The 25,492-nt window shown below is 65.0% G+C and carries 21 protein-coding genes and 1 pseudogene; 14 read left to right on the top strand and 8 right to left on the bottom strand.

Annotated elements, in window-relative coordinates; all coding sequences use genetic code 11:
• Positions 1-69: 69 nt before the first annotated feature.
• From AC3WL8_RS26270 to AC3WL8_RS26300, 7 genes are all read left to right on the top strand, one after another.
• The gene (locus tag AC3WL8_RS26270) at positions 70-1,329 is read left to right on the top strand and encodes a PAS domain-containing protein (RefSeq protein ID WP_211979742.1); all 1,260 of its coding nucleotides are present in this window, start codon (positions 70-72) and stop codon (positions 1,327-1,329) included.
• 292 nt (positions 1,330-1,621) lie between these two features.
• Complete coding sequence (locus tag AC3WL8_RS26275) at positions 1,622-1,849, top strand: hypothetical protein (protein WP_371827370.1); 228 nt, start codon at positions 1,622-1,624, stop codon at positions 1,847-1,849.
• A gap of 908 nt (positions 1,850-2,757) precedes the next feature.
• Positions 2,758-4,350, top strand: coding sequence for an aspartate:alanine exchanger family transporter (locus AC3WL8_RS26280; protein ID WP_153955795.1), 1,593 nt, complete (start codon positions 2,758-2,760; stop codon positions 4,348-4,350).
• A gap of 52 nt (positions 4,351-4,402) precedes the next feature.
• Positions 4,403-5,398, top strand: a complete 996-nt coding sequence (locus AC3WL8_RS26285; protein ID WP_153955796.1) for a 2-hydroxyacid dehydrogenase — start codon at positions 4,403-4,405, stop codon at positions 5,396-5,398.
• Positions 5,399-6,362: 964 nt separating this feature from the next.
• On the top strand, positions 6,363-7,343 hold the full coding sequence (locus tag AC3WL8_RS26290; protein ID WP_035816476.1) for a quinone oxidoreductase family protein: 981 nt from the start codon (positions 6,363-6,365) through the stop codon (positions 7,341-7,343).
• Positions 7,344-7,352: 9 nt separating this feature from the next.
• Positions 7,353-8,201: a TauD/TfdA dioxygenase family protein gene (locus AC3WL8_RS26295; protein WP_153955797.1), complete on the top strand. Its 849-nt coding sequence runs from the start codon at positions 7,353-7,355 to the stop codon at positions 8,199-8,201.
• Positions 8,202-8,221: 20 nt separating this feature from the next.
• Positions 8,222-9,868, top strand: a complete 1,647-nt coding sequence (locus AC3WL8_RS26300) for a fatty acid--CoA ligase (RefSeq protein ID WP_013956804.1) — start codon at positions 8,222-8,224, stop codon at positions 9,866-9,868.
• 87 nt (positions 9,869-9,955) lie between these two features.
• Here AC3WL8_RS26300 and AC3WL8_RS26305 read toward each other — a convergent pair.
• The 5 genes and pseudogenes from AC3WL8_RS26305 to AC3WL8_RS26325 form a co-directional block, all read right to left on the bottom strand.
• Positions 9,956-10,165: pseudogene (locus AC3WL8_RS26305) on the bottom strand (VOC family protein); the annotation flags it as partial.
• A gap of 126 nt (positions 10,166-10,291) precedes the next feature.
• On the bottom strand, positions 10,292-11,278 hold the full coding sequence (locus tag AC3WL8_RS26310; RefSeq protein ID WP_013956805.1) for a Bug family tripartite tricarboxylate transporter substrate binding protein: 987 nt from the start codon (positions 11,276-11,278) through the stop codon (positions 10,292-10,294).
• A gap of 123 nt (positions 11,279-11,401) precedes the next feature.
• On the bottom strand, positions 11,402-12,112 hold the full coding sequence (locus tag AC3WL8_RS26315; RefSeq protein WP_013956806.1) for a DsbA family oxidoreductase: 711 nt from the start codon (positions 12,110-12,112) through the stop codon (positions 11,402-11,404).
• 61 nt (positions 12,113-12,173) lie between these two features.
• Positions 12,174-12,377 carry a DUF1289 domain-containing protein gene (locus AC3WL8_RS26320; RefSeq protein WP_013956807.1) on the bottom strand — a complete coding sequence of 68 codons (204 nt, stop codon included), beginning with the start codon at positions 12,375-12,377 and terminating at the stop codon, positions 12,174-12,176.
• 70 nt (positions 12,378-12,447) lie between these two features.
• Positions 12,448-13,503 (bottom strand): beta-keto acid cleavage family enzyme, encoded by a 1,056-nt coding sequence (locus AC3WL8_RS26325; RefSeq protein ID WP_013956808.1) that lies wholly within the window; start codon positions 13,501-13,503, stop codon positions 12,448-12,450.
• A gap of 173 nt (positions 13,504-13,676) precedes the next feature.
• Between AC3WL8_RS26325 and AC3WL8_RS26330 the strand changes: the two genes are divergently transcribed.
• The 7 genes from AC3WL8_RS26330 (at position 13,677) to phaZ (ending at position 21,627) form a co-directional block, all read left to right on the top strand.
• Positions 13,677-14,723 carry an AraC family transcriptional regulator gene (locus AC3WL8_RS26330; protein ID WP_153955798.1) on the top strand — a complete coding sequence of 349 codons (1,047 nt, stop codon included), beginning with the start codon at positions 13,677-13,679 and terminating at the stop codon, positions 14,721-14,723.
• An 84-nt stretch (positions 14,724-14,807) separates the two neighbouring features.
• Entirely contained in the window at positions 14,808-15,806 is a 999-nt protein-coding gene (locus AC3WL8_RS26335; protein ID WP_013956810.1) for an AraC family transcriptional regulator, read from the top strand.
• Between the two features lie 244 nt (positions 15,807-16,050).
• On the top strand, positions 16,051-17,853 hold the full coding sequence (locus tag AC3WL8_RS26340) for an acyl-CoA dehydrogenase (RefSeq protein ID WP_013956811.1): 1,803 nt from the start codon (positions 16,051-16,053) through the stop codon (positions 17,851-17,853).
• A gap of 59 nt (positions 17,854-17,912) precedes the next feature.
• Positions 17,913-18,377, top strand: a complete 465-nt coding sequence (locus AC3WL8_RS26345) for a MaoC family dehydratase (protein ID WP_013956812.1) — start codon at positions 17,913-17,915, stop codon at positions 18,375-18,377.
• Positions 18,378-18,590: 213 nt separating this feature from the next.
• Positions 18,591-20,234, top strand: coding sequence for an alpha/beta fold hydrolase (locus AC3WL8_RS26350; protein WP_477147888.1), 1,644 nt, complete (start codon positions 18,591-18,593; stop codon positions 20,232-20,234).
• Between the two features lie 58 nt (positions 20,235-20,292).
• A complete protein-coding gene (locus AC3WL8_RS26355; protein ID WP_153955801.1) occupies positions 20,293-20,724 on the top strand; it encodes a phasin family protein in 432 nt (143 codons plus the stop codon).
• A 72-nt stretch (positions 20,725-20,796) separates the two neighbouring features.
• Positions 20,797-21,627 carry a poly(3-hydroxyalkanoate) depolymerase gene (phaZ, locus tag AC3WL8_RS26360; protein WP_153955802.1) on the top strand — a complete coding sequence of 277 codons (831 nt, stop codon included), beginning with the start codon at positions 20,797-20,799 and terminating at the stop codon, positions 21,625-21,627.
• Between the two features lie 137 nt (positions 21,628-21,764).
• Here phaZ and AC3WL8_RS26365 read toward each other — a convergent pair whose 3' ends face one another.
• From AC3WL8_RS26365 to AC3WL8_RS26375, 3 genes are all read right to left on the bottom strand, one after another.
• On the bottom strand, positions 21,765-22,928 hold the full coding sequence (locus tag AC3WL8_RS26365) for a porin (RefSeq protein WP_492379090.1): 1,164 nt from the start codon (positions 22,926-22,928) through the stop codon (positions 21,765-21,767).
• A gap of 112 nt (positions 22,929-23,040) precedes the next feature.
• The gene (locus AC3WL8_RS26370; protein WP_153955804.1) at positions 23,041-23,610 is read right to left on the bottom strand and encodes an RBBP9/YdeN family alpha/beta hydrolase; all 570 of its coding nucleotides are present in this window, start codon (positions 23,608-23,610) and stop codon (positions 23,041-23,043) included.
• Positions 23,611-23,637: 27 nt separating this feature from the next.
• Entirely contained in the window at positions 23,638-24,972 is a 1,335-nt protein-coding gene (locus AC3WL8_RS26375; RefSeq protein ID WP_153955805.1) for an MFS transporter, read from the bottom strand.
• Positions 24,973-25,492: the final 520 nt, after the last annotated feature.

Genomic DNA, 25,492 nt, shown 5'->3' on the forward strand with positions numbered 1-25,492 from the left:
TAAGGCAAAGGCCATTTTGTTGGGATACGAGTCTGCACGGACGGGGGCGGAACCGGAAAGGATATCAAGATGCGCCTGAGAGGAAAGCTGCTGCTGCCGCCGGCGTTGATCAGCGTAGTGCTGATTGGCTACCTCTTGCTTGGCTGGGTGCCTGGCGCCGGCCCACCCGGCACACGCACTGGCATCGCACTGGTTGCGGCAATCGGGCTGGCGCTGCTGCTCGGCGTCCTCGCACTTGCCATTCACGTCTACTTGGGACGTCCGCTCGGCGCGCTGCTGCGCAACTGTGCCGCGTCCGAGGCCACACGCGATGATGGCATCGGCCGCGGCACACCCAATGAATTTCATCAGATTCGCCAGCTCGTCATGGACCTGCGTGCCCGCGCAGAGTCCTCGCAAAGCGCGCTGGCGTTGTCGGTGGAACAGCGCCAACAGCAGGAAATCGCGCTGCGTTCCAGCGAAGAGCGCTATGCCTTGGCCATGCGCAGCGCCGATGACGGCCTGTGGGAATGGAATTTCCAGACCAACCAATTCCACCTGTCGCAACGCTGGAAGGCCATGCTCGGCTTTGAAGAAAACGAAATCCCGGACAGCCTGCAGGCCTGGAAGGAACGGGTGCATCCCGCCGATTTGCTGGCCGTCGAGCAAGCGTTGGCACGGCATATCGAAGGGGCCAGCCCGCGTTATCAACAACAGTGCCGATTACTGCACAAAGACGGACAGTATCGGTGGGTCAATTCCCTGGGCAGCGCCATTCGCCATGCCAACGGCAAGGCATTGCGGCTGGTCGGCCTGGATACCGATGTGACCCGGATCAAGCGCGTCGAGGACATTCTCAGGCACATCGTCGAAGGCACCGCCGGCACGTGTGGCGACGAATTCTTTCGCGCCCTGGTGCGCCACTTCGCCGCCGCGCTGGACGTCCCCTGCGCCTTCGTCACTGAATGTACGGGGTGGCCACCACGGCGGGTCCACACGCTGGCCTTCTGGTTCAAGGACGACTTTCGCGACAACGTCGAATATGACCTGGCCGGTACGCCTTGCGAAGCCGTTTTCGAGCACGGCGCGCCGGTGTTCTATCCGGAAGGGATTGGCAATCTGTTTCCGCGGGAGCAGGGCTTTGAATGCTATTACGGCTTGCCGATCCAAGACAGCCGGGGCAAGGTGATCGGGCATATGGCCTTCCTCAATATTCGAAAGATGAAAGAGGAAGAAGTCTTGATGGATTACGTGTACCGCATCTTTACCGCGCGCGCCGCCGCCGAGATCGAGCGTAAGGCCGTTCTCGAACACCTGACGCGAGCGCAGGCAGCGTCCGGCGCCGGGTAGTGCCGTGACCAGCGGCGTGATACACAGCGCCGGCACGCAGCTACTTAACATCTCCGCCCGATACGGCGTTCTTGCCCGCATGGGGCTGAGCGCGACCAAGCCACCAAAGGCATCACCGGTCGACTCTTGCCGGCGCGATGGTGCGCCGTGACGAAAATTTGAACTTTGGCGGATGGAAGCGTGAGTTCTGTTGCACACACTACGGACCAAGGACAGCGCGTCAGTCTGTCCGAGACGAAACCCGTGATGGCCCCGTCATGACCATGTCGAGGCGCGTGACAAGGAGATGGAAATGCTCAAGAAAGTCGTATTGCTCGTTGCGGCCGGTGCCGCGCTCAGTGCCGGTGTCGCCAATGCTGCCATCGGGATGCGGGATATTTATACCGATGGCGCTGTGATGGGGCCGCGAGACCCCTATACCGATGCTGGTAGAGCTATTACCGAAAGGCGGGATGTGTTTATGGATGGCGCGAGAATCACCAACCGCGATGGGTACATCGAAGAGAGCTCACAAAGGTAATTGCCGACTGACTTGAAGAAGTACCCCAAGTGATGGGCGCGCCCTCTTTGCGACCATTTGCGAGCCCCCCGAAGGATCCCTTTGCGGGGGTGTTCCATTTTGAAGGCCACGGTGCATCGGGTACAGGAAGGCGCGTTTGACGACGCCGTCGCGCACATGGCCAGTGTGTTGCTGTTGATGCCTGTCGAGGCCGTGAGCAGACGACGCCCTTGACGATGGCCAGCCCAAGCCCGAGGCTCTGCCGGGCTGTCGCTGCGCGCCCCGTCGGCACGGTAGAAGCGGTCAACCAGGCGGTTGGCACCTCTAAACACAAATCTTCTGCCAAGCCCTGTCTCCGCCTTACGGCAGCGCCGGCCTCGCTTTCGCCCACATGCTGCGGCCAACCGCGCGCTAACCAATCGAGCCTAGGAACGCATCCAGACCAACATTCCATAGAACAGCACCGCCAGGAAAAGGGTCTCCGGCACCATCAAAGCCACGGGCTTCCAGCCCACACCGCCACCAGCACGGCGGCCGCTTGTTCGCCCAGGTGGGACCCCACGCGATGCGGATCGGGATGATGCTGCCGGTCAGCCCGGCGGTGCCCGAAGCGACCCGCTCGCGCGTCCCGCCGCAGGCTGACGGAGGGCCGATTGCAGGTTTGGCAGAGTTGGGAAGTTTGGTAGCCCCGCTGCCGCGCCGCTTCAATTCTTGAATTCGTGCGGCGCATCGTATATTTTCGAGGGGCATTCCGGTGGTTGCCGGCCGTGCCGGCCGGTGCCTGTCACGATGATCGGGTTCATACAAGCCGCACTCGATAACGCATGCCCGGAACAAGGGCTGTCAACCCCGTCCGCGCAGTGCGCGCGTGACCCTGCGCAGTTGCTTATCGCTGCCGCCTTGCTCCTGCCCATCAGAAAGGAGCTGCCATGGATGCAGTCCGGACATTGCTCGAAACCCAGCCGCTGCTCACGCTGTTCCTCACGGTTGCACTTGGCTATGTCATCGGCGAGATCAATATCAAGGGCGTGTCGCTCGGTTCGGGCGCGGTGCTGTTCGTGGGGCTGGCGATCGGCGGGTTCGCGCCGAAGTCCGCGCCGCCTGCCATCCTTGGCACCCTAGGGCTGCTGCTCTTTCTCTATGGCATTGGGATCCAGTACGGGGAGCAGTTTTTTAAGGGTCTGACCAGCCCAGATGGCATCAAGGCCAACGCCGCTGCGGTCCTTGGCGTGGTTGGCTCCGGACTGGTCGCGGTTGCGTTGGTGCCGCTGGTCGGCGTAAAGCTCGACGAGTCGCTAGGCATGTTCGCCGGCGCGGGCACCAGTACGGCAAGCCTGCAGGCCGCGATGGCGGCGATGAAGAGCGACGGCGCCGCGGTGGGCTACAGCGTCGCGTACCCGGTCGGCGTGGCAGGGCCGATCCTGTTTCTGTATGCCCTCACCGCGCTGCTCAAGCCGAATATCGTGCGGCCGCCACCAAAGCTGATTGAGACCGCCGAGATTGCGCTGACAAACCCGGCGTTTATCGGCGTGCGGCTGTCGGAGGTGGTAGCGCGCCTACCGGACGGGGTGGCGATTGCCGCCGTGCGTCGCGCCCACCACAACCACCCGTCCGCCGACGACCTAGTCCTGCAGGCCAACGACGTGCTGCTCGCGACCGCCACCGACCCGGCCGTGCTGCGTGAAGCCACCTCGCTGTGCGGGGAACTGCAGCCGGGCCGCATGACGAGCCATCGCGAAGACCTGGACTATATGCGCGTGTTCGCCTCAAGCCGGCTCGTGGTCGGGCACACGCTGCGCGATATCCGTTTTCCCGAAGGCATGGTCTGCTCGATCGCCCATGTGCGGCGCGGCGATGCGGACCTGATGCCCCGCGATGACCTCACCCTCGAGTTCGGTGACCGCGTCGGCCTGCTGGTCAATCGCGCCCACATGAAGCCGATTCGCGCGCTGTTTGGCGACTCCATCAAGGGCACCGCCGAACTGAGCTTTATCTCGATCGGCATCGGCGCGGCCCTCGGGCTGCTGGTGGGGCTGATCCCGGTGCCGATTCCCGGCGTCGGCACGCTGGCGCTGGGGCTCGCCGCGCTGCTGCTGGTTGCGCTCGTGCTCGGCCGGGTGCGCCGTCTCGGGCCGTTCGTCTGGGCCATGCCGCTGTCGGCCAACCTGGTCCTGCGCAACTTCGGGCTGACCATCTTCCTCGCACAGGTAGGCATTGCATCCGGGCCGAAGTTCTTCGCCACCATCGGCGTGACCGGGGTGTCCTTCCTGATCTATGGCGTGGTGATTCTGCTTGCGCTGCTGCTGATTACTGCGATCTTCTGCCTCTGGGTCTTCAGGCTGCCGTTCGACCTGGCGGTGGGCGTGATCTGCGGCGCGACCGGCAATCCCGCCATCCTTGCCTTTGCCAACCGCGTCGCGCCCACCGACCGGCCCGACCTCGGCTACTCGATGATCTTCCCGTCAATGACCATCGTGAAAATCCTGTTCGTACAGGTCGCCGCCACACTGGCTGGCGGATAGTGCAGGGCAACCTGGGCGAAGCGCGCCATGCGATTCGCCGCGGAGACACATCATGGAAATCGCCGTTTTCAGCGCAAAGTCCTACGATCGTCAACATCTCGATGCCGCGAATGCGGCCGAAGGCCATCAGCTCAAGTACTTCGAAGTTCCCTTGGACAGTGAGACGGTGGGCCTCGCCGCGGGCCACGGCGCAGTGTGCATCTTCGTCAATGACCGGGCCGATGCGACCGTGCTGGAAGCGCTCGGACGCGGCGGCACCAAGCTGGTCGCGCTGCGCTGCACGGGGTTCAACAACGTCGACCTGAAAGCCGCGCAGGCGCTCGGGATCAAGGTAGTGCGCGTTGTCGACTACTCGCCCAACGCGGTCGCCGAGCACGCGGCGGCCCTGCTGATGGCGGTCAACCGCAAGATCCACCGAGCCTACAACCGCACGCGGGACTTCAATTTCTCGCTTGAAGGCCTGATGGGCTTCGACCTGTGCGGCAAGACCGTGGCCGTGATCGGCACCGGCAAGATCGGGCGCGTGTTTGCGAAAATCATGGTTGGGTTCGGTTGCAACGTGATCGGCTACGACAAGTACCCGTCCCCGGAATTCGAGGCCCTTGGTGGACGCTACGCGTACGAGGGAGAAATCGGCGCAAGCGCGGACTGCATCTCGCTGCACTGCCCGCTCACGCCCGAGACCTATCACATCATCAACGCCGAAACGCTGTCGCGCGCCAAGCCGGGAGCCTTGCTCATCAACACTAGCCGCGGCGGGCTGATCGACACGGAAGCAGTCATCGAAGCGCTCAGGAGCGGGCAACTCGGCGGGCTGGCGATCGACGTGTACGAGCAGGAGGCGGACCTGTTCTTCCGCGACCTGTCCGGCACCATCGTCGACGACTCCGTGCTGCAGCAGCTAATCACCTTTCCTAACGTGATCGTGACCGGGCACCAAGCCTTCCTCACGCGCGAGGCCGTGACGACCATTTGCGAAACAACCTTGCGCAGCGTGACGGAGTTCGAAAGCGGCAAGTCGCTCACGAACGAAGTCGGCGCCAGTTGAACACGGCTGTCGGCCTCATGTCGCGCCCCGCTAATGGCTTAAACCGCTCCCCGAAAAGCCCGCCGCCCAATCCACGATCGCGCGCACTCGAGACGCCAGATGCCGGGAGAACGAATACAGCACCACCGGCAAATCTGGCCACCGCCACGGCGCCAACAACTGCGACCAGCCGGCCAGCACGGATCGTGCAGCGTTCCGTGCGCGGCTAGCGAATCGGGACTGGCACACAGCACCTCCGGCACATCCGCCAACCGCTGACCACCAGAGACGAATCGCGCGGATGACCGCGCACACCTCGCGGTAGATCCTATCGCCCAGCAGGTCGACCAGCCGGGTCGCCGCTGGTGACGAGCAAGTCGAGCTGGGGATAACGGTCGCAGTACCAGGACGTGCTGCTCGAAGCGGCGCCCTGGCAGCGTGCGGCCGCTTGCTCCATCCCACGAATCGGTGCTGGCCTGTTCAGCATGACAGTGGCCGCGTGGGGTAAGGCGATGTCTAGAAATATTCTTGCCACTCCGGGGTCGGCTTGCCATCTTGTAGCGCTATTGCGGTTGCGAAACATCCACGGGGCAGATCACCGTCGAAAAGGACCCACAGCCTCGAAATGACTAGCATGTGCGGCGGCGGCAATGTCATTGTGCGCGGCAGGGCAGTTATCTCCGGAATGATTGCCGGCGACTTGCTGGTCGACGGGGGAACGGTAGAACTGCGCAGCATGGTGAAAGGCTCTGTGTACGAAGGCAGCGGCCAGTTCCACGGTGGGCCGACTGCGCAAATCATGGGAAAGCGCATCAGGCGATCCGTGGCAGCGTAAGACCCGGCCTCTGGCCACGGCTTCTGTAGCGCTTGGCATGAAATGCAAAGTCGATGGAATCTGTTGCAAAGCGCCGGCACGCGCCCGGTTCTACATTGGTCTCCATACGCGGCGCACCTCGCGCCGCCCTTGACCCAGGAGACTAAAGCTGTGGAAAAAATTGTCCGGATGTACGAGATCGGCGGGCCGGAAGTGCTGCGCTATGAAAGCACTGAAGTGGGCGACCCCGGCCCCGGCCAGGTACGCATCCGCCACGTGGCGGTTGGCCTGAACTATGCAGATACGTATTTCCGCAACGGGACTTACCGCGTGCCGCTGCCCTCGGGCATGGGCGTGGAAGCGGCTGGCGTGGTGCAGGCGATCGGCCCGGACGTCACCAATGTTGCCGTCGGCGATCGCGTGACCTATACCGGCTTCATCAATACCCTGGGCGCGTACAGCACCTCGCGCCTGGTGCCCGCCGCAGCGCTGATCCGCCTGCCTGAGACGATCAGCTTCGAGACCGCGGCGGCCATGACCATGCGCGGGCTGACCTCGGCTTACCTGATGCGCCGCATCCACGCCTTCAAGGCAGGCGACAGCATCCTGCTGCACGCCGCGGCCGGTGGCGTGGGTCTGATTGTTTCGCAGTGGGCCAAGCTGCTGGGCCTGACCGTGATCGGCACAGTTTCCTCCGAAGCCAAGGCCGAGGTGGCGCGGGCGCACGGCTGCGATCATGTCATCAACTACAGCCATGAAGACGTGGCGGAGCGGGTGCGCGCGCTGACCGATGGCGTCGGCGTGTCGGTGGTGTTCGACAGCGTGGGCAAGTCGACCTTCATGGCGTCGCTGGATTCGCTCAAGCGGCGCGGCACCATGGTATGCGTAGGCACCGCCTCGGGCCCGATTCCTCCGTTCGACCCGGTGCTGCTGGCAATGAAGGGCTCGTTGTTCCTGACACGTCCTGCGCTGGCGGACTACATCGCCGACCCGGCCGAAAAGGCCGAACTGGCCGGCGAACTGTTCGATCACGTCGGCGCGGGCCGTATCCGCATCGAGATCAACCAGCGCTATGCCCTGGAAGATGCGGTGCAGGCACACCAAGACCTGGAGTCGCGCAAGACCACAGGCTCTTCGATCTTCGTCATCTGAGGCAACGCCATGCAAGTCCAACAAACTACCTGCGCGCTTGGCGCCGAACTGAGTGGTGTCGACCTAGCCGATGCGATTCGCGACGACGGCCTGTTTGCCGAGATCCGCGCCTTGCTGCTGGAGCACCGCGTTCTGTTCCTGCGCAACCAGCAGTTCAGCCGCGCCGAACATGTCGCCTTTGCCCGGCGCTTTGGCGAGCTGGAAGACCATCCCGTCGCCGGCAGCGATCCCGAGCACCCGGGCCTGGTCCGCATCTACAAGACCCCGGACCAGCCCAACGACCGCTACGAGAACGCCTGGCACTCCGATGCCACCTGGCGCGAAGCCCCGCAGTTCGGCGCCGTGCTGCGCTGCGTGGAATGCCCGCCAGTTGGCGGCGACACTATGTGGGCCAATATGGCACTTGCCTATGAGCGCCTGCCTGCGTACATCAAGGAGCAGATCGCCGACCTGCGCGCGCGCCACAGCATCGAGGCCTCTTTTGGTGCGGCGATGCCGATCGAGAAGCGCCTGGCGCTGAAGGCCCAGTATCCCGACGCGGAACACCCGGTGGTGCGCACGCACCCGGATACCGGCGAGAAGATCCTCTATGTGAACGCCTTCACCACGCATTTCACCAACTACCACACGCCTGGGCGGGTGCGCTCCGGCCAGGACGCCAATCCGGGCGCGGGCGACCTGCTGCGCTACCTGGTCAGCCAGGCGTATATCCCCGAATACCAGGTGCGCTGGCGCTGGGAACCCAACTGCGTGGCGATCTGGGACAACACCGCCACCCAGCACTACGCCGTGATGGACTATCCGCCTTGCCACCGCAAGATGGAGCGCGCGGGCATTATCGGCAGCAAGCCGTACTGATGGACAAGGCAGGACAAGCAATGCAAGACAACCTGATTACGGCCGCACAGTCGGCCTACGCTTACCCGCTGCTGGTCAAGCAGCTCCTGATCAACTCGGTCAGTCTCTACGGCGACCAGGAGATCAGCTACCGCGGCCAGATGCGCTACACCTTCCGCGATTTCCGCGGCCGCATCGGCCAGCTGGCCTCGGCGCTCACCGCGCTCGGTGCCGGCCACGGGACCACCGTGGCGGTGATGGACTGGGACAGCCATCGCTACCTGGAGTGCTACTTCGGCGTACCCATGATGGGCGCGACGCTGTTCACGGTGAACGTGCGGCTGTCGCCCCAGCAGATCCTGTACACGCTGAACGACGCCGGCGCGGACGTCGTACTGTTCCATGCGGACTTCGCGCCGGTGCTCGAGCAGATCCGCGGCGAGCTGACCTGCAACCCGCGCTTCGTGCTGATGGCCGACGGCCAGGACGCACCGGCGCTAACCTTGCCGCTGGCGGGGGAGTATGAGGCGCTGCTCGACGACGCGTCGCCCGACTTCGAGTTCAGGGACTTCGACGAGAACACCAAGGCCGCGACCTTCTACACCACCGGCACCACCGGCGATCCCAAGGGCGTCTGCTACAGCCACCGCGAGATCGTGCTGCACACGCTGGCATCGGCAACCAGCCTGTGTTCGCCGCGCGAGGGCCAGCGCATGCATCGTGAAGACGTCTATATGCCGATCACGCCGATGTTCCACGTGCTGGCATGGGGCATCCCGTACATTGCCATGATGCTGGGCCTGCGTACCGTACTGCCGGGCCGCTACGCCCCGGATGCGCTGCTGAAGCTGCGCGAGACCGAGAAAGTCACCTTCTCGCACTGCGTGCCGACCATCCTGCAGATGCTGCTGCAGTCCGCGCAGGGCAGCGCGCAGGACCTGTCGGGTTGGAAGATCATCATCGGCGGCTCGGCGCTGCCGCCCGCGCTGTGCGAGGCGGCGCTGGCGCGGGGCATCGACATCTTTGCCGGCTACGGCATGTCCGAGACCGGCCCGATCGTGTCGCTGGCCCAGATTCCGCCGGGTTGTACGCCCAGGGACCGCGCCGAGGAAGTCCGCATGCGCTGCTCGACCGGCCGCCCGGTGACGCTGGTGGACTACCGCATTGTCAGCGAAGACATGCAGGACTTGCCGCGCGACGGCAAGAGCCGCGGCGAGATCGTGCTGCGCGCGCCGTTCCTGACCAAGGGCTATTTCGGCAAGCCGCAAGCGTCGGAAGACCTGTGGTCGGGCGGCTTCCTGCATACCCAGGATGTCGCGGTGATGGGCGAGGACGGCTTCGTGCAGATCGTCGACCGTATCAAGGACGTCATCAAGACTGGCGGCGAATGGGTGTCTTCCATTGAAGTGGAGAACCTGATCACGGAGGTGCCGGGGGTGCAGGAATGCGCCGTGATCGGCGTGCCAGATGCGAAGTGGGGCGAGCGGCCGATGGCCTTCGTGGTGCGCAAGGCGGGCGCCGAAGTCAAGGCCGAGCAGATCCGCGACCAGCTGATGGCGCACGCGGATTCGCGCCGGATCAGCAAGTATGCCGTACCGGAGGCCGAGCGCATCACCTTCATTGAAGCGATCCCGAAGACCAGTGTCGGCAAGATCAACAAGAAGCAGCTGCGCGAAGACGCAGCCTGAAAGGTAGTAAAGGGAATTCGCGGCAGTCCTCGGGCGGGGACTGCCGCTTTTTTTGCTTGATCGCCGATCGGCGTTTGACATGAGGGGCTAGGCCTCGGGTTGGTGGCAGACTACTTCGATGTTGTGCCCGTCCGGACCAATGACGACCGCTGCATAGTAGTTTGCGTGGTAGTGCGGTCGCAGGCCAGGCGCACCGTTGTCCTTGCCACCCGCCTCCAGAGCCGCGCGATAGAAAGCTTCGACTTGCTGCCGAGTCTCGGCCGCGAACGCCAGGTGAAGATGCGCCGGCTTTTCCTCGGGAGGGGTATAGCTTGCGCGATGGCTGGGAGAGAACCCGCAACGGTGGGTTCTTTCGCTCGCGTCACGGGCAAAAGCAAAGCGCCTCCCGAAGGAGGCGCACAGGCTGCCGGCGTGTGGCCGGGGTCAGGGCTGGATATTGAAGGTCTTTACGATCGCAGCATTGCGCTCAAACTCGGCATTCAGGGACTGGTTCAGTTCCGACAGCGTCTGCTCGCGCATCGGCTCATAGCTCAATGCCTGCATCCGTTCCTGCACCTTGGGCGTTGCCGCCGCCTTGTAAGTGGCGGCCTGGATCTTCTGCGCCAGCTCTGCGGGCACGCGCGCCGAGGCAATCACGCCGACCCAGTTGCTGAACTCCACATCCGGATAACCCAGCTCCGCGAAGGTCGGCACCTGGGGCAGCAGCGGCGAGCGGTTCTTTGAAGCCACTGCATAGGCTTGCAGCTTGCCGGCCTTGATCATCGGCAGCGAGGTCACCATGCCGTCGTACATCAGCGCGATCTGGCCGCCCATCACCTGGGCCAGCGCCGGCGAGGAGCCGGCAAAGGGAACGTGCGCAAGGTCGAGCCCGGCCTTCTGGTTCATGATCACGCCGGCATAGTGGGATGCGGTGCCGGCGCTATAGGAGGCAAAGCTCAGCTTGCCAGGGTTGGCATGCACGTAGTTCACTAGGCTCTTGAAGTCCTTGGCGGGCAGGGACGGCGCGCCCACCAGCAGCAGGCGCGAGCGTGCCACCGCGGCCACGGGCCGGATATCCTTCATCGTGTTGTACGGCGTCTTGAGCACGTGGGGGACTTCAGTCAGCACATTGGTGGCCGTCACCATGATGGTCTGGCCGTCAGGCGGTGCCTGCAGCATGGCGCTGATGGCGATGCCGCCGCCGGCGCCCGGCTTGTTGTCGACCACGACCGGCTGGCCGAGATCCTGCGACAGCTGGTCGGCCAGAAGGCGGGCAATCACGTCCATGGTGCCGCCGGCAGGGGCCGGCACCAGCATGCGTACAGGCTTGTTGGTCCACGCCATGGCCGAGGGCATGGACAGGGCCATGACGGCGCTGACGGCGGCTAAGGCGGCGTGGCGCAGGCGAAAAAGGGCAGGGCGTTGAGGCATCTGTGTCTCCGTTGAAAGTCTAGGGTATGGATACGCCCATGCCAGCCTTCTTGTCGGGGGCAGTTACACGGGATATTGCAGAAAAATCGAGGCGTGGGCGCAATGCCGCCGTCGCCAGGGTGTTCAGGCGGTGGCCCGGGTGGCGCGCTGCTTCGCGCGCGCCAGCGTGTGCAGCATGGCTTCCAGCAGCGCGGCGGGAGGCCGCGCGCCAGACACGCTGCGGGTGCCGTCGAAGATAAAGTGCGGCACGCCTAGTCCGGCACGCAAGACCGGTTCTTGCGGGCCGCCGAGTGACGGCAGCCAGTCCAGGTCACGGTGTGCATCCGCATCGGGTTGAGCCGGGACCTGATCCGGAATCGCGACGCCGCAGGTCGCGGCGGCCTGTCGCAGCACGCGCGGATCACCGATGTTCTCGGCGCGCAGGAAGTAGCGCGTGAACAGCTCGTCGATCAGCGCAGCGGCCGCGTCTGCCCCTGCCTGTTGCCGGGCAAGGCGTACCAGGCGATGGGCCAGCAGGGTGTTCGGGAAGGTCTCGATGCGATCCAGTGCCAGGGTGAGGCCGGCATCTTGTGCCGCGGCACAGACCTGTGCCTGGCGTGCCGCCACTGCCTGGGGGCTGCCCAGGCGTGCCACATAGAAGTCGCGGTAGGGCAGGCCGGCCGGCGGCATGGCCGGAATCAGCGGATAAGAACGCCATTCCACCTGCACGGCGACGTCGGGACGCTCCCGCCCGAGCAAGGCGATGGCGCTTTCCAGGTGCTTCTTGCCGATCAGGCACCAGGGACAGATCAGGTCGAAATAGGCCTCGACCGAAAGCGTGGACGGATGGTTCATGGCAGCAGCTTCAAGACGCCAGCCGGCGAGCCCGGCGCAGGCCGCAGCAGGCTGTGGAATATCAGGGGGTGGGCGCCGGGGCGCGGCTGCGCCACGACTGGCGCGCCGGCAGCGAAGCCATGACCTCGGCGCGCTCTGCGTCGGTCATCTGCGCCCAGCGGCCGATCTCGACCGCAGTCCTGCCGCAGCCCTGGCAATACTTGCCAGCGAGGTCCATGCGGCAGATGTTCAGGCATGGATTGATGACGGAGAGGGGCGGGTTCATGGCTTGCAAGGTAAGTTGGACGACGGTGCGGCGGCAGGCGCTTGCGCCCGCTGCCGCACCGGTGCGCGCGTCAGGCCGCGCGCAGGGGCAGGTTCTTCTGGCCGGCCTTGCGGTTCGGCGCCATGCCGTGCGCGGCCAGGGTTTCGTCGGCGCTGTCGTACCAGGTGCCGATGCGGTAGATCTCGCGGGCTTCCTTGCCCGAGGCGATCTCGCGGCCCAGTTCCTTGGCCACGCGCACGCACTGCTCGATCTGCTGCACGGAAGTCATGCGGTTGCCGTGCTGGTCGATGATGGTGTCCTCGATGCCGCAGCGCGGGTGCAGGCCCATTGACATCGCCATCATGTTGAACGGAAGCACGTTCTTCAGCAGCGATTCCGCGGTCAGCGTGCAACCGTCCGGCGCGCGGTGCACGAAGTTGAAGAAGTTGAACGGGTTGGGACCGTCAAAGCCGCCGCCGATGCCGATCCAGGTCAGGTTCAACGGACCCTTGTAGTGGCCTGCGCGCACCATGCGCTCCAGCGTTTCCATGGCATGGATGCCGGTGAGCTGGAAGTGCGGCTGGATGCCTGCGTTGCTCAGGCGGCGCAGGTGCTCTTCCACCCAGCCCGGGCCGGCCGGCACCGTCATTTCGCGGTAGGCAGCCTGGTAGGCGGGATGCTCCAGCGAGGTACCCTTCAGGTATTCGGGGTATAGCAGCTCCATGATGTTCATCTGCGTGGTGTTGATCGCCACGGTCACCTGGTCCGGCTTCGGGTCCAGTTCAGCCAGCATGTGGCGGGTATCGTCCGACAGCCACTTGGCCGCCTGGCCGTCGTCTTCCGGCGCGAAGGAGATGGAGCCGCCCACCTGGATGATCATGTCCGGCACCGCGGCGCGCACGCCGGCGATCAGTTCGTTGAACTTGGACAGGCGCTTGGAGCCCTTGCCGTCCAGTTCGCGCACGTGTAGGTGCAGCACGGTGGCGCCGGCGTTGTAGCAATCCACGGCCTTTTGGATTTGATCTTCCATCGTCACCGGAATATCTTCCGGGAAATCCGCGGGCATCCACTCGGGGCCGTACGGCGCCACGGTGATGACCACCTTGTCCTGGTTTTCGGGGTGCAGGGAATCGTCGAGGAATTGCACAGTTGCTCCTGGTATGTTGTGGGCGGACCGCCTGGATTTCCGCCTGCCTGGCGGCACCTGACGGTCGCGTTTGCGGTATCAAGTTCAGTGGCTGAAGTATCGTGTATCGACACGCGGCGATTTGACGATCCGGGACGAACGATTTACATTTCGGGACAGTCAGGGAAAACACGATGTCCTACTACCTTCGCAGCGCCAGCCTCACCAACTATGTGGAAGTCGCCCGCGCGGTAGGGCTCGACCCGCACCAGCAACTGCGCGCGGCCAGGATCGGCCGCGACGTCCTGCTGGACCCCGATATCCGCATCCCGGCGGGGCTGGTGGGCCGCTTGCTGGATGCGTCGGCGCGCGCTTCGCAGGCGGACGACTTCGGCCTGCGCATGGCGGAGTTGCGCCAGTTCTCCAACCTCGGGCCGCTGGCCTTCGTGGTGCGCGAGCAGCCCACGCTGCGCCGGGCGCTGGAGTCCATGGTGCTTTACATGGGCCTGCAGAATGAGGCGCTCGCGATGCGCCTGGAAGAGGCCGAAGGCCTGGTGATGATCCGGCTGCAGATCCTGAGCGAGCAGCCCGGCACGCTGCGCCAGGCCACTGACCTGGCCGTCGGGGTGATGTACCGCATGCTCAGCCTGTTTCTCGGGCCGAGCTGGCGGCCGCGCAGCATCTGCTTCACGCATGCCGCGCCCGCCAGCCTGGCTACCTTGGCGCGCGTGTTCGGCATGCCGGCGTTGTTCAACCAGGACTTTGACGGCATCGTCTGCGTGGCATCGGACCTGGACGCCCCGCTGCCTTCCTATGACCCGGTGATGGCGGGGCAGGTGCAGCGTTATCTCGGCACCTTGCTCGCGCAGGCAAACAGCACCATGGCGGACAAGGTGCGCAAGCTGGTCTACGTGCTGCTGCCGGGCGGCATGTGCTCGGTTGATCGCGTGGCGCAGCATCTTGGCGTGGACCGCCGCACGGTACACCGGCGCCTGTTGCAGGAGGGCACCACGTATTCGCAGATCCTCAATGAGGCGCGCGCGGGGCTGGTGATCGGCTATATCGAAAACACGGAGCGGCCGCTTTCGGAAGTGGCCACGCTGCTGGGATTTTCTTCGCTGAGTGCGTTTTCGCGCTGGTTCAGCGGGCAGTTCGGCTGCAGCGTGTCGAAGTGGCGCACGCAGCAGCAGGCGCAGGAGCGTGTGACGGACATCGCGGAGCCGGCGCAAGGACTGCTCTAGGCATCGATCCGCATTTCCATCGCGCACACGCTGTGACAGAATGCGCCGTCACCTTCTCTCCGGCATGCACTGCCTGCGCCCCGCGTGAACGGCCTGTCCGCTACCGTCCCAATCTCTGTCGTCAATGGCTTCCTGGCCGGCGCCGATCCCATGGCGATCGCGCGGCTGGCCGAGTGCTCAGGCATTGCCGGTGAGTTGCTGGCCGAGCCGGCCGCACGCGTCACGCAGGAACAGTTTTCTACGCTGTACCGCCTGCTCGCCAAGGAGGCCGACGATGAAATGCCGGGCATCTTCAGCCGGCCGCTGCGCAATGGCACGCTCAAGTACCTGTGCCTGAGCTTGCTGGATGCGCCAAGGCTGGAGGTGGCGCTGCATCGCTTCGGCCAGTTCTTCCACCTGATCCTCGATGACTTCCGCATCGAGTCGCGGCGCGATGGTGGGTCAGGCTATGTGGAGCTGGTAGACAACCCGGCCGGCCCCGCCGTCAGCGTGCTGGGGCGGGAACTGATGCTGAAGCTCGTGCATGGCGTGGCGTCGTGGCTGATCCGCCAAAAGATCCCGCTGCAGGCAGTGGAGTTCCAGTTTCATCACTCGCCGCTGGCCGGCGACCATCTCTACCTGTTTCCCGGCCCGGTGCATTTCGGTTGCCGCCAAAACCGCATCGGCTTCGATGCGGCTTACCTGGACATGCCGGTGCGCCAGCGCAAGCCGGATCTGGAGAAGTTCCTGTCGCGCGCGCCCGAGGACTGGATCTTCGTTTCCTTTGCCGAGCAGATGAGCTCCCACCGGGTCAGGCAATACGTGGCCGAGTGCCTGCCGGTGTCGCCCACCATCGAGGCGGTGGCCCATGCGTTGCACTGTTCGGTGCGCACGCTGTGCCGGCGCCTGTCGGCGGAAGGCACTTCCTTCCAGGCGATCAAGGACGACGTGCGGCGCGATATCGCCATCCAGCGCCTGACGCGCTCCGAGGATCCCATCGCGGCCATTGCCTTCGATGTGGGCTTCGACAATCCCACCGCGTTCCATCGCGCCTTCCGCCACTGGACCGGCAGCACCCCCAACGCCTACCGGCGCGCGCTATAGGCCCGCCTGCACGGCTGGCAAAGCTGGACGGCGACTGACAAATCTGGCCACATTACCTGGCTCTTGCGACGCACGGCGGGCGCGCAGGGCTGCTGCCGCGCAAAGCGGCAGGATTTGTCAGTGAATGGGCAGGTTTGGGTATCAGCCTTTGTGCGTGCCGCTACTACGATCGGCACATAACGTTGCAGTGCCACCGGTTAGTGAATCGGATGCCGGCGCTGTGAACATGGCACAGAGGCCGAGAATGAGCTACACCGCACCTACCAAAGACATCCTGTTCGTCATCCGTGAACTGGCCGGACTGACAAAGATTGCCAGCCTGCCTGGCTATGAAGACGCCACCCCCGACACCGTCGAAGCCGTGATCGGCGAAGCCGCAAAGTTCCACGGCGAGGTGATCGCCCCCCTCAACGTTGCCGGCGACAAGCAACCCAGCAGCTGGCATGACGGCGAAGTCAGGACCACCCCCGGCTTCGCGGAAGCGTTCCGCCAGTTTGGCGAGGGCGGCTGGCAGGGCATCGTGCACCCGGTCGAGTTTGGTGGCCAGGGCCTGCCCAAGCTGGTCGGCACGCCGTGCATGGAAATGATGAACGCGGCCAACCTGTCGTTCGCGCTGTGCGCCATGCTGACCGACGGCGCGATCGAAGCGCTGCTCACCGCTGGCTCCGACGAGCTGAAGCAGCGCTTCCTGCCGCGCCTGATCGCCGGCGAGTGGACCGGCACCATGAACCTGACCGAGCCCCAGGCCGGTTCCGACCTGGCGCTGCTGCGCACGCGCGCCGAGCCGCAGGCTGACGGCAGCTACAAGGTCTTTGGCACCAAGATCTTCATCACCTACGGCGAGCACGACATGGCGGACAACATCGTCCACCTGGTGCTGGCGCGCACGCCGGGCGCGCCCGAGGGCGTGAAGGGCATCTCGCTGTTCGTGGTGCCGAAGTTCCTGGTCAACGACGACGGCTCGCTGGGGGCGCGCAATGACGTGCAGTGCGTGTCGATCGAACACAAGCTCGGCATCAAGGCCAGCCCGACCGCGGTGCTGCAGTTTGGCGACCATGGCGGTGCCATCGGTTACCTGGTCGGCGAGGAGAACCGCGGCCTGGAGTACATGTTCGTGATGATGAACGCAGCGCGCTTCGGCGTGGGCGTGCAGGGTATTGCCATCTCCGACCGTGCCTACCAGCAGGCGGTGGCCTATGCGAAGGATCGCGTGCAAAGCCGCCCGGTCGATGGCTCGTCGCGCGAGGCGGTGGCCATCATCCATCATCCCGACGTGCGCCGCATGCTGACCGAGATGCGCGCGCTGACTGAAGGCGCGCGAGCACTGTCGCTGGTGGCGGCTGCGTACTCGGATCTTGCCCACCACGCACCGGATGCCTATACGCGGGCGCAGTTCAAGTCAGCCTACGAGTTCCTGGTGCCCGTCATCAAGGGCTGGAGCACGGAGATGTCGCTGGACGTGACCAGCCTGGGCGTGCAGGTGCACGGCGGCATGGGCTTTATCGAGGAGACCGGTGCCGCCCAGCATTTCCGCGACGCCCGCATCCTGCCGATCTACGAGGGCACTACCGCCATCCAGGCCAACGACTTGGTGGGCCGCAAGACCGTCCGCGATGGCGGCCTGGCCGCGCGCGCCATCCTGGCCGAAGTCGACCAGACCATCGATGCGCTCAGGGACTGCGCCGGTAGCGGCGCGGATGCGGCATGCAGCGCCATGTTCGTGCAACTCGGCTACGCGCGCATGGCGCTGGGCCGGGCCGTCGACTTTGTGCTGGAGAACGCGGCCAAGGAGCCGAACGCGGTGTTTGGCGCAAGCGTGGCCTACCTCAAGCTGGCCGGCATCGTGCTGACGGGCTGGCAGATGGCGCGCGCGCTGGTCGTGGCGACGCACAAGCGCAGCGAGGACGAAGCGTTCTACGCCGCCAAGATCGCCACCGCTGAGTTCTTCGCCAAGCAGATCCTGCCGCGCGCCGCGGCGCTGGAAGCGGCCATTACCGGTGCGTCGGGCGAGGACGGTTTCCTGAACCTGGACGAATCCCGGTTTTGAAACCCAAACTGTGGCGCAACGCGGCACGGGCAAAAAGATCAATCAATGTAGGAGGCCGTATGGCAATCGAGAACTACCGCATGGCGACGCTCAACGCGTTCGTCGGCAAGGAACTGGGCGTGTCCGACTGGGTGGAAGTGGACCAGGCGCGCATCGACGCATTCGCGCAATGCACCAACGATAAGCAGTGGATCCACGTTGACGTGGAGCGTGCCGGCAAGGAAAGTCCGTTCGGCGGCACCATCGCCCACGGCTACCTGACGCTGTCGCTGGTGGCAGGCCAAATGCAAGAGATGGGCGTGATCCCGGCCGATGCCAGCGCCGCAGTCAACTACGGACTGGAAAAGACGCGCTTCCTGGCGCCGGTGAAGGCGGGCTCGCGCGTGCGCAATCGCGTCAGCCTGTTGGCTGCAGACAACAAGGGCGGCGGCCGCGTGCTGCTGCGCACGGAAAACACGATCGAGATCGAAGGCGAGGCCAAGCCCGCGCTGGTGGCGGAAGCCCTGGCGCTGCTGGTCGCCTGAAGCAATGAGCAAGACAGTAGTAGCAAGGAATAAGGCGGGAGACGCAGGATGACGAGGGTCAGCAGTACGAGAGAGCAGGGCAGCAAGGGCGGCAGGGCCGGCAGGGCGAAGGTCGTTATGGCCAAGATCGATAGCGCCAAGGTCGATAGGGACGATAGTGCGGATCAGGCTGCAGCCGTGAGCGCGGCCACCGCGGTGGCGTCCATCGAACGCATGCCGGACATGATGGCCGGCCCCAACCCCTTCGTGGGCCTGCGCCTGGAAGACCTGGTCAGCACTGCGCAGCAGATCGGCGCGCAGTGCCTGCAGGAGCCGGTGCTGGTGCTTGAGCAGCAGGCGCAGCTGGCGCAGGACCTGGTCAGCGTGCTGGACGGCTCGGCCCCGTTGCCGTCGGCGCGCGACCGGCGCTTTGGCGACCCGGTCTGGCAGGACAACCCGCTGTACCGCATGTCGCTGCAGGGCTACGAGACCTGGCGCAATTTCATCAGCGGCTTTGTCCGGCGCTCGGTCATGGACGAGCGCAGCAAGCACCGCGCGGAGTACTTCACCTCGCTGGTTGCCGATGCGCTGGCACCGACCAACACGCTGCTGGGCAACCCGGCAGCGCTCAGGAAAACTGTGGAGTCAGGCGGCATGAACCTGATCAGCGGGTTGACCAACCTGGTCACCGACACCCTGACCAACCGCGGCATGCCCGCCCAGGTGGACAAGGAAGCGTTCAGTGTTGGCAAGAACCTGGCCACCACGCCGGGCGTGGTGGTGTTCCGCAACGATGTGCTGGAACTGATCCAGTACACGCCGTCCACCGAGAAGGTGCACGCGCGGCCGCAGCTCATCGTGCCGCCGCAGGTCAACAAGTTCTACGTGTTCGACCTGGCGCAGGGCAAGAGCATGGTGGAGTACCTGCTGGCCCAGGAACTGCAGGTATTCATCGTGAGCTGGCGCAACCCCACGGCAGCGCATCGCGACTGGGACATGGATACCTATGTCCGTGCGCTGGTCGAAGCCATCCACGCCATCCGCGACATCACCGGCAGCCCTGACGTGAACCTGCACGGCGCCTGCTCGGGCGCCATGACGATGTCGGCGCTGATGGGCTACTGCGCCGCGAGCGGCGAGAAGCTGGTGCATGCGGCCACGCTGATGGTGTCGGTGTTCGGGCTGGATGCCCAGTCCCAGCTTGGCCTGTTCAGCACGCCCGAAGCCGTCACGGCCGCCCGGCAGGGCAGCCAGGCGCGCGGCGTGCTCGACGGCGAGGAGCTGGGTCGGGTCTTTGCCTGGTTGCGCCCCAATGACCTGGTGTGGAACTACTGGGTCAACAACTACCTGCTGGGCAATGCGCCGCCGGCCTTCGATGTCCTCTACTGGAACAACGACACCACGCGGCTGCCGGCCGGCCTGCATGGCCAGTTCCTCGACATGCTCACACTGAACCAGCTGGCCACGCCGCGCACGCTGCGCGTGCTGGGCCACGCCATCGACCTGTCCGAAGTCCAGTGCGACAAATACGTGCTGGCCGGCATGACCGACCACATCACGCCGTGGAAGGCCGTGTACCGCTCGGTGCGCGCCTTTGGCGGACGCACGGAGTTCGTGCTCAGCTCCAGCGGGCATGTCCAGAGCCTGATCAACCCGCCCGGCAACCCCAAGGCGAAGTTCTTCCGCAACGACGCCACCGAGGCGGACCCGGAGACCTGGCTGAAAGGCGCCACGGCCACCCAGGACTCGTGGTGGCAGCACTGGAGCCAGTGGCTGAAGAAGCGCTCCGGGCCGAAGTGCAACGCACCGGCCAGCCCCGGCAGCCTGCAATACGCGCCTTGCGGCGAGGCCCCTGGCCTTTACGTGTCTGAAGCGTAGTCCACCGGCCCCACGGGGCCATCGTTTTCTGCAACCCAACCTGTCAGGAGAAATAAAGATGGAATCGACCAACACCGCGGGCACGTCGTCCGCACACACCGCCCCGCACAAGAAGCTGTTTGACTTCGTCAAGCAGAACCGCCTGGACCCGGCGGCTATCCTAGAATCGCGCCGCAAGGACATCGAGGCCCTGGCCGGCGTGAATATCGCGCTGCTGGCCGGCCTGCAGTCGCTGGTGCGCCAGCAGGGCGAATACCTCTGCGAGACCGCCGCCGACCTGCAGGCGCTGGCCCGTGGCGGCAAGGATGCCGACGGCCAGGCGGCCAAGGTCTCTGAAGTGCTGCCGCGCTCGCTGCACAAGGCCGTGAACGGCCTGCGCGGCCTGACCGACACCGTGTACAAGACCCAGGCCGACAGCATTGCCGCAGTAGGCCGGCGCATCGCCGAGAACGTCGAGGAAGTGAAGGGCATCCTGCGACCCAGGCAGTAAGCACCGGGGTGCACGGCCGCGATCGCAGCGATCGTGGCCGTGCCTTAGCGCCAACGACTCCAGGACAGCTTGATGACAATAAGCAATGCCGGCATCAGGGCCGGCCACATGCAGGTCCAGACTGTAGATCTGGACGGGCAGCAACTCAGGGTCGGCATCCGGCCCGGCAGCGGCGCGGGTCCGCCGCTGCTCATCTTCAACGGCATTGGCGCCAACCTCGAACTGATCGAGCCCTTCGTCGATGCGCTGGTGGGCGTGGAAGTCATCATCTTCGACGTTCCCGGCGCCGGCGGCTCCCCCGCGCCGCTGATGCCTTACCGCTTCTCCAACCTTTGCGTGCTTGCCGACAGGCTGCTGTCGCACCTTGGCTATGCGGGCCAGGTCGATACGCTCGGCGTGTCGTGGGGTGGTGCGCTCGCGCAGGAATTCGCGCGGCTCTATCCGCAGCGTTGCCGCCGCCTGGTGCTGGCGGCAACGTCGCCCGGCGTGCTCATGGTGCCGGGCAGGCTGTCGGTGCTGTCGAAGATGATCGGCGTGCGCCGCTACAGCGATCCGGAGTACCTGCGACGCGTTGGCGCCGACCTCTACGGCGGCGCCTTCCGCGACGATCCTGCACTGCTCGACGAACATGGACGGCACATGCAACCGCCACGGGGACGTGGCTACCTCTACCAGCTGCTGGCGGCCTGGGGCTGGAGCAGCCTGCCGTGGCTGGGCGCGGTCAGGCAGCCCACGCTGGTGATGCACGGCGCCGACGATCCCATCGTGCCGCTGGTCAATGCCAGGATCCTCGCCGCCCGCATCCCCAATGCGGAATTGCACGTACTCGACGACGGGCATCTCTTCCTCGTGACCGGCGCGGAGAACACCGCGCGCGTCGTCGGCGCCTTCCTGCGCCGCTAGACCCTTACTCAAGCCGCGGCACGTCCGCGGCTTTTTCTTGCTCCTCGAAACGAAAAAGAACGGCCGCGCGGGGAATCCCCCGGGCGGCCGCAAACGAGCATATTGCCCGGTGTCGATCCGATGACCGGATCGCCTGGTCAGAACTTGTGGCGAATGCCGACGGCGGCTCCGAACATATTGCTCTGGCCATTGCCCAGCGCGTAGCTGTTGCCCAGCGACAGGCTGTTGGCGTAGACCGTTGCCAGCGATTCCATCATCAGGCCGGCGTTCTTGGCGTAGGCGGTCGTCAGGTAGACGTCGGTGCGCTTGGAGAACGCATAGTTCGCCACGAAAGCGATCTGCCAGGGATTGGCGACGTTGGTATTGCCGAACAGGCTCTTGACGTCGTCGTAGTTGTATTCCAGCGTCAGGCCAATGGCTGACGTGACCTGGTAGTTGGCGCCGATCCAGTAGAAGTCATCACGCTGGATCACGACATCCGCCGCGTTCTTGTTCTGGCCCCAGCGGTAGCCGCCCATGATCTTGGCCGGCCCGATGCTGTAGCTGGCGCCCACCACGGCCTTCTTGGCAGTGCCATTGCTGGTGCCGATGGTCGGGTTCCACTGATCGTAGCCAGCGGTCACGCCAAACGGGCCGCCCTGGTACGCAACCGCGGCGCCATAGGCGGTATCGCGCCGGAACTGGCCGGGGACCTCGCCGTTGCCACCGATCGGCGTGGCGATGCCCACGGTGGCCGGCAAGGCCAGGCCCGTGCCAAACGACCAGTGCGCCAGCGCCGTGACCGGGCCGAACTTGCCGGTGTACTTGACCGTGTTGTCCTCACGGAAGTTCGGGCCAGACTGCAGCACCACCGGTTCGTATTGCGTGGCATAGGCCGTGGGCGAGAAATTGGCCAGTGCCTCGAACATCGACGTGTACTGGCGGCCCAGGCTGACCATGCCGATGCCGGGCTTCTGCACGCCCACGTACGCCTGGCGCCCGAACAGCCTGCCGCTTTGCTGCGAGGTGCCGCTGTCGACGTTGAAGCCGCTTTCCAGCACGAACAGCGCCTGCAGTCCGCCACCGAGGTCCTCGCTGCCGCGAAGGCCCCAGCGCGAGCCGGAGACGCCGCCGGAGTTCATGCGGTAGACGTCGTTGGCCGGGCCGCGGTTGAACTGGTTGGCGGCAGTCGGGACCGCGCCGACGTGATTGGCATACTCCACATTGATGTCCGCCACGCCGTACAGCGTAACGTTCGACTGGGCGAAGGCGCCCCCCGAACAGGCGAGCAGCGCGGCCGCGGCCATGCTCCTGAGCATCATTGGTATTTCTCCTCTTTTCCTTTGGTTGCGATGCGGATGAATCCGTCTCTGTGAGTACTACGGGTACTGCAATCTCTGTGGCGGCGTTGCGCTACGCGAAGGCTATTGCCGCTCAGTTGGCGCGCAGCAGCTTTTCCAGCAACTCGGTCGCGCGCGGCCACGGGCCATATCCGGCCGCCGGGTTCAGGTGGCCGACTTCGCCGAGGTCGACCAGGCGGCTGCCCCAGTCGCTGGCCATCTGCGCGGCGCGCTCATAGCTGGCCAGCGGATCGTTGCGGCTGGCGGCGAGGAGGCTGGGGAAGGGCAGTTGTGCCCGGGGCACGGGCAGCCAGCCGTTCCCGGCCAGCGTGGCGTGGTCCGGATAGCCGGCCGGCATCGGCGTTTCAAGATCAGCAGGCGTGGCCAGCAGCGCGCCGCGGATCTTGCGGTGGTGCTGCGCGGCCCAATGCACGGTGATCATCACGCCGGCGCTATGCGCCACCAGCACCACCGGGCCGTCGATATCGGCCAGGGCAGCGTCCAGCGCGGTCACGCGGGCATCACGGCTGAGCTTGTCGTGCTCCAGCGGCGCCACCGAACGGGCGTTCGGCAGCTCGGCCTGGAGCAGGGTCTGCCAGTGTTCCGCCACGTGATCGCGCAGGCCGGGAACCATCAGGAAGGTGGTATCAGCGGGAAAGTTCATCAGTCGTCCAGGTAATCAGTCAGAAGATCAGGCCTTGTTCGGGTCTGCCTCACGCTGGTTTTCCAGGCGAAGCAGGTCGGCCATGTAGGTGCGGCGCCCCACCAGGAAGCACAGCGCGGCAAGCACGCCTGCCAGCGGGATCAGTTGAAGGGCGCCGAGCAGGCCAATGCGGTCGGCGATCAGGCCAGTGACAAAGGGTCCGGGCGCCAGGCCCAACAGGTTGTTTGCCAGCGTGAGCGTGGCAAAGGCGGTGGCATGGATGGCCGGATGGGTCAGGTTTGCAACCGCGGCACTGGCCGGGCCGGCCGTGCCACCGACAAACAGCATGCCGGCACCGATCAGCACCAGTTGCGCGGTGCCGGCGGGCAGGTGGAACGCAGTGAGCAGCAGCGCGCAGCAGGTCACGCTGTAGGCCACGGCCATCAGCCACTTGCGCCCGGGGGCGTGGCGAGCCGCCCAGTCCGTCAGCGCGCCGCACAGGACCATCCCTGCGCCACCCGCCAGTACGAATGCCGCGGCGGTCACGCCGGCACGGTCCGTCGCCATGCCGTAGTAGCGCGCCAGGAAGCTCGGCATCCAGGTGAGCAGGGCGCCCATGACCAGCAACTGCAGCGCACTGCCCACATACGCGCAGAGGATCGAACGCGCCGAAAAGAGGGCAGACAGCAGCGGGCGCAGTGAGACGCTCTCGCGCCGAGCGGCACTGTCCGATTCCTCGCCCAGCGCACGGCGTTGCGCCTGCAGGCGCGGCTCGGTAATGAAGAGACGATAGAACCCGACCAGCACAAGCCCGAAGATCGCCATGCCGGCAAAGGCCCAACGCCAGCCAAAGTGAGCGGACAGGGCACCCCCCGCCGCCATCCCCAGCACGGAGCCAAACGCCCCGCCAGCGATGAACGCCGAACTCAGGCTGGCACGCAGATGGCGCGGAAACACCGAAAGCACCACGGCAATGCCGACGCTGCCATAGGCCGCCTCACCAATCCCCACGCACAGCCGCGCCACGAACATCTGCCCGAAATTGTTGGCCAGCGCGCAGCCCAGCGTGGCCAGGCTCCACAGCGCCGCCATCAGGATCAAGCTCCTGACCCGGCCCCAGCGGTCAGCCAGGATGGACAGCGGAAACGTCAGCAGGCCAACCATCAAGGCCACGATCCCGCCCAGCGCACCGAGCTCGGTGTCGCTCAGCGACCATTCCACCTTCAGCAGCGGAAAGACGGCGTTGAGCACCTGCCGGGACATGTAGTCCGACAGCAACAAGCCAAAGCTCAGCGCAAAGACGAGCCAGGCGTAAGAACGCGACGAACTCGCACCGGCCGCGCCGGCTGAGATGGGGGAATGCGTGGTGGTTTGCCCGAGCATGAAAAGCCTTTTCCTGGATGCGCTTGACTGCGTCATGGCTACGCATGCAGGGGACAAAACCCTCCTTTCAAACGCTGGCCACAGTCCTGTCGCGACCGGCGAAGTATCTAGGATTGGCTATCAGCAGTTTGACTAGCGGGGACAACTTGTTTGCAATTTGGGACAGTCGGGGAAAACGAGGAGTGGGTTGGGCGGGGGGTGGCTCCGAAGATGAGGCGCGCGCGTTTGTAGCTACGTAATACCCCAATGCAAAGACGACCCACGTGGGCGGCGGCACGCCACCGAAGAGTGGTAATCAATGGCGCCCGTGGTTGCAGGAACAAGTATGGACTAGAGCACTGAATGAACCCGTATGCCCAATCATTGCCGGGCGTGGCACCATCGTCACGTTCGATCAGGATCGGTAGATACGCGTTGGGCGACTCCAGGGAGCTTGGTGATATTTTTGTTATGTGCCATAACAATTTAACATAATATACATTCTGCGAAATTCGTTTGTAAGGCCCAAATAGTAATGTCG

The sequence above is a fragment of the Cupriavidus sp. FW305-F7 genome (assembly GCF_058782875.1).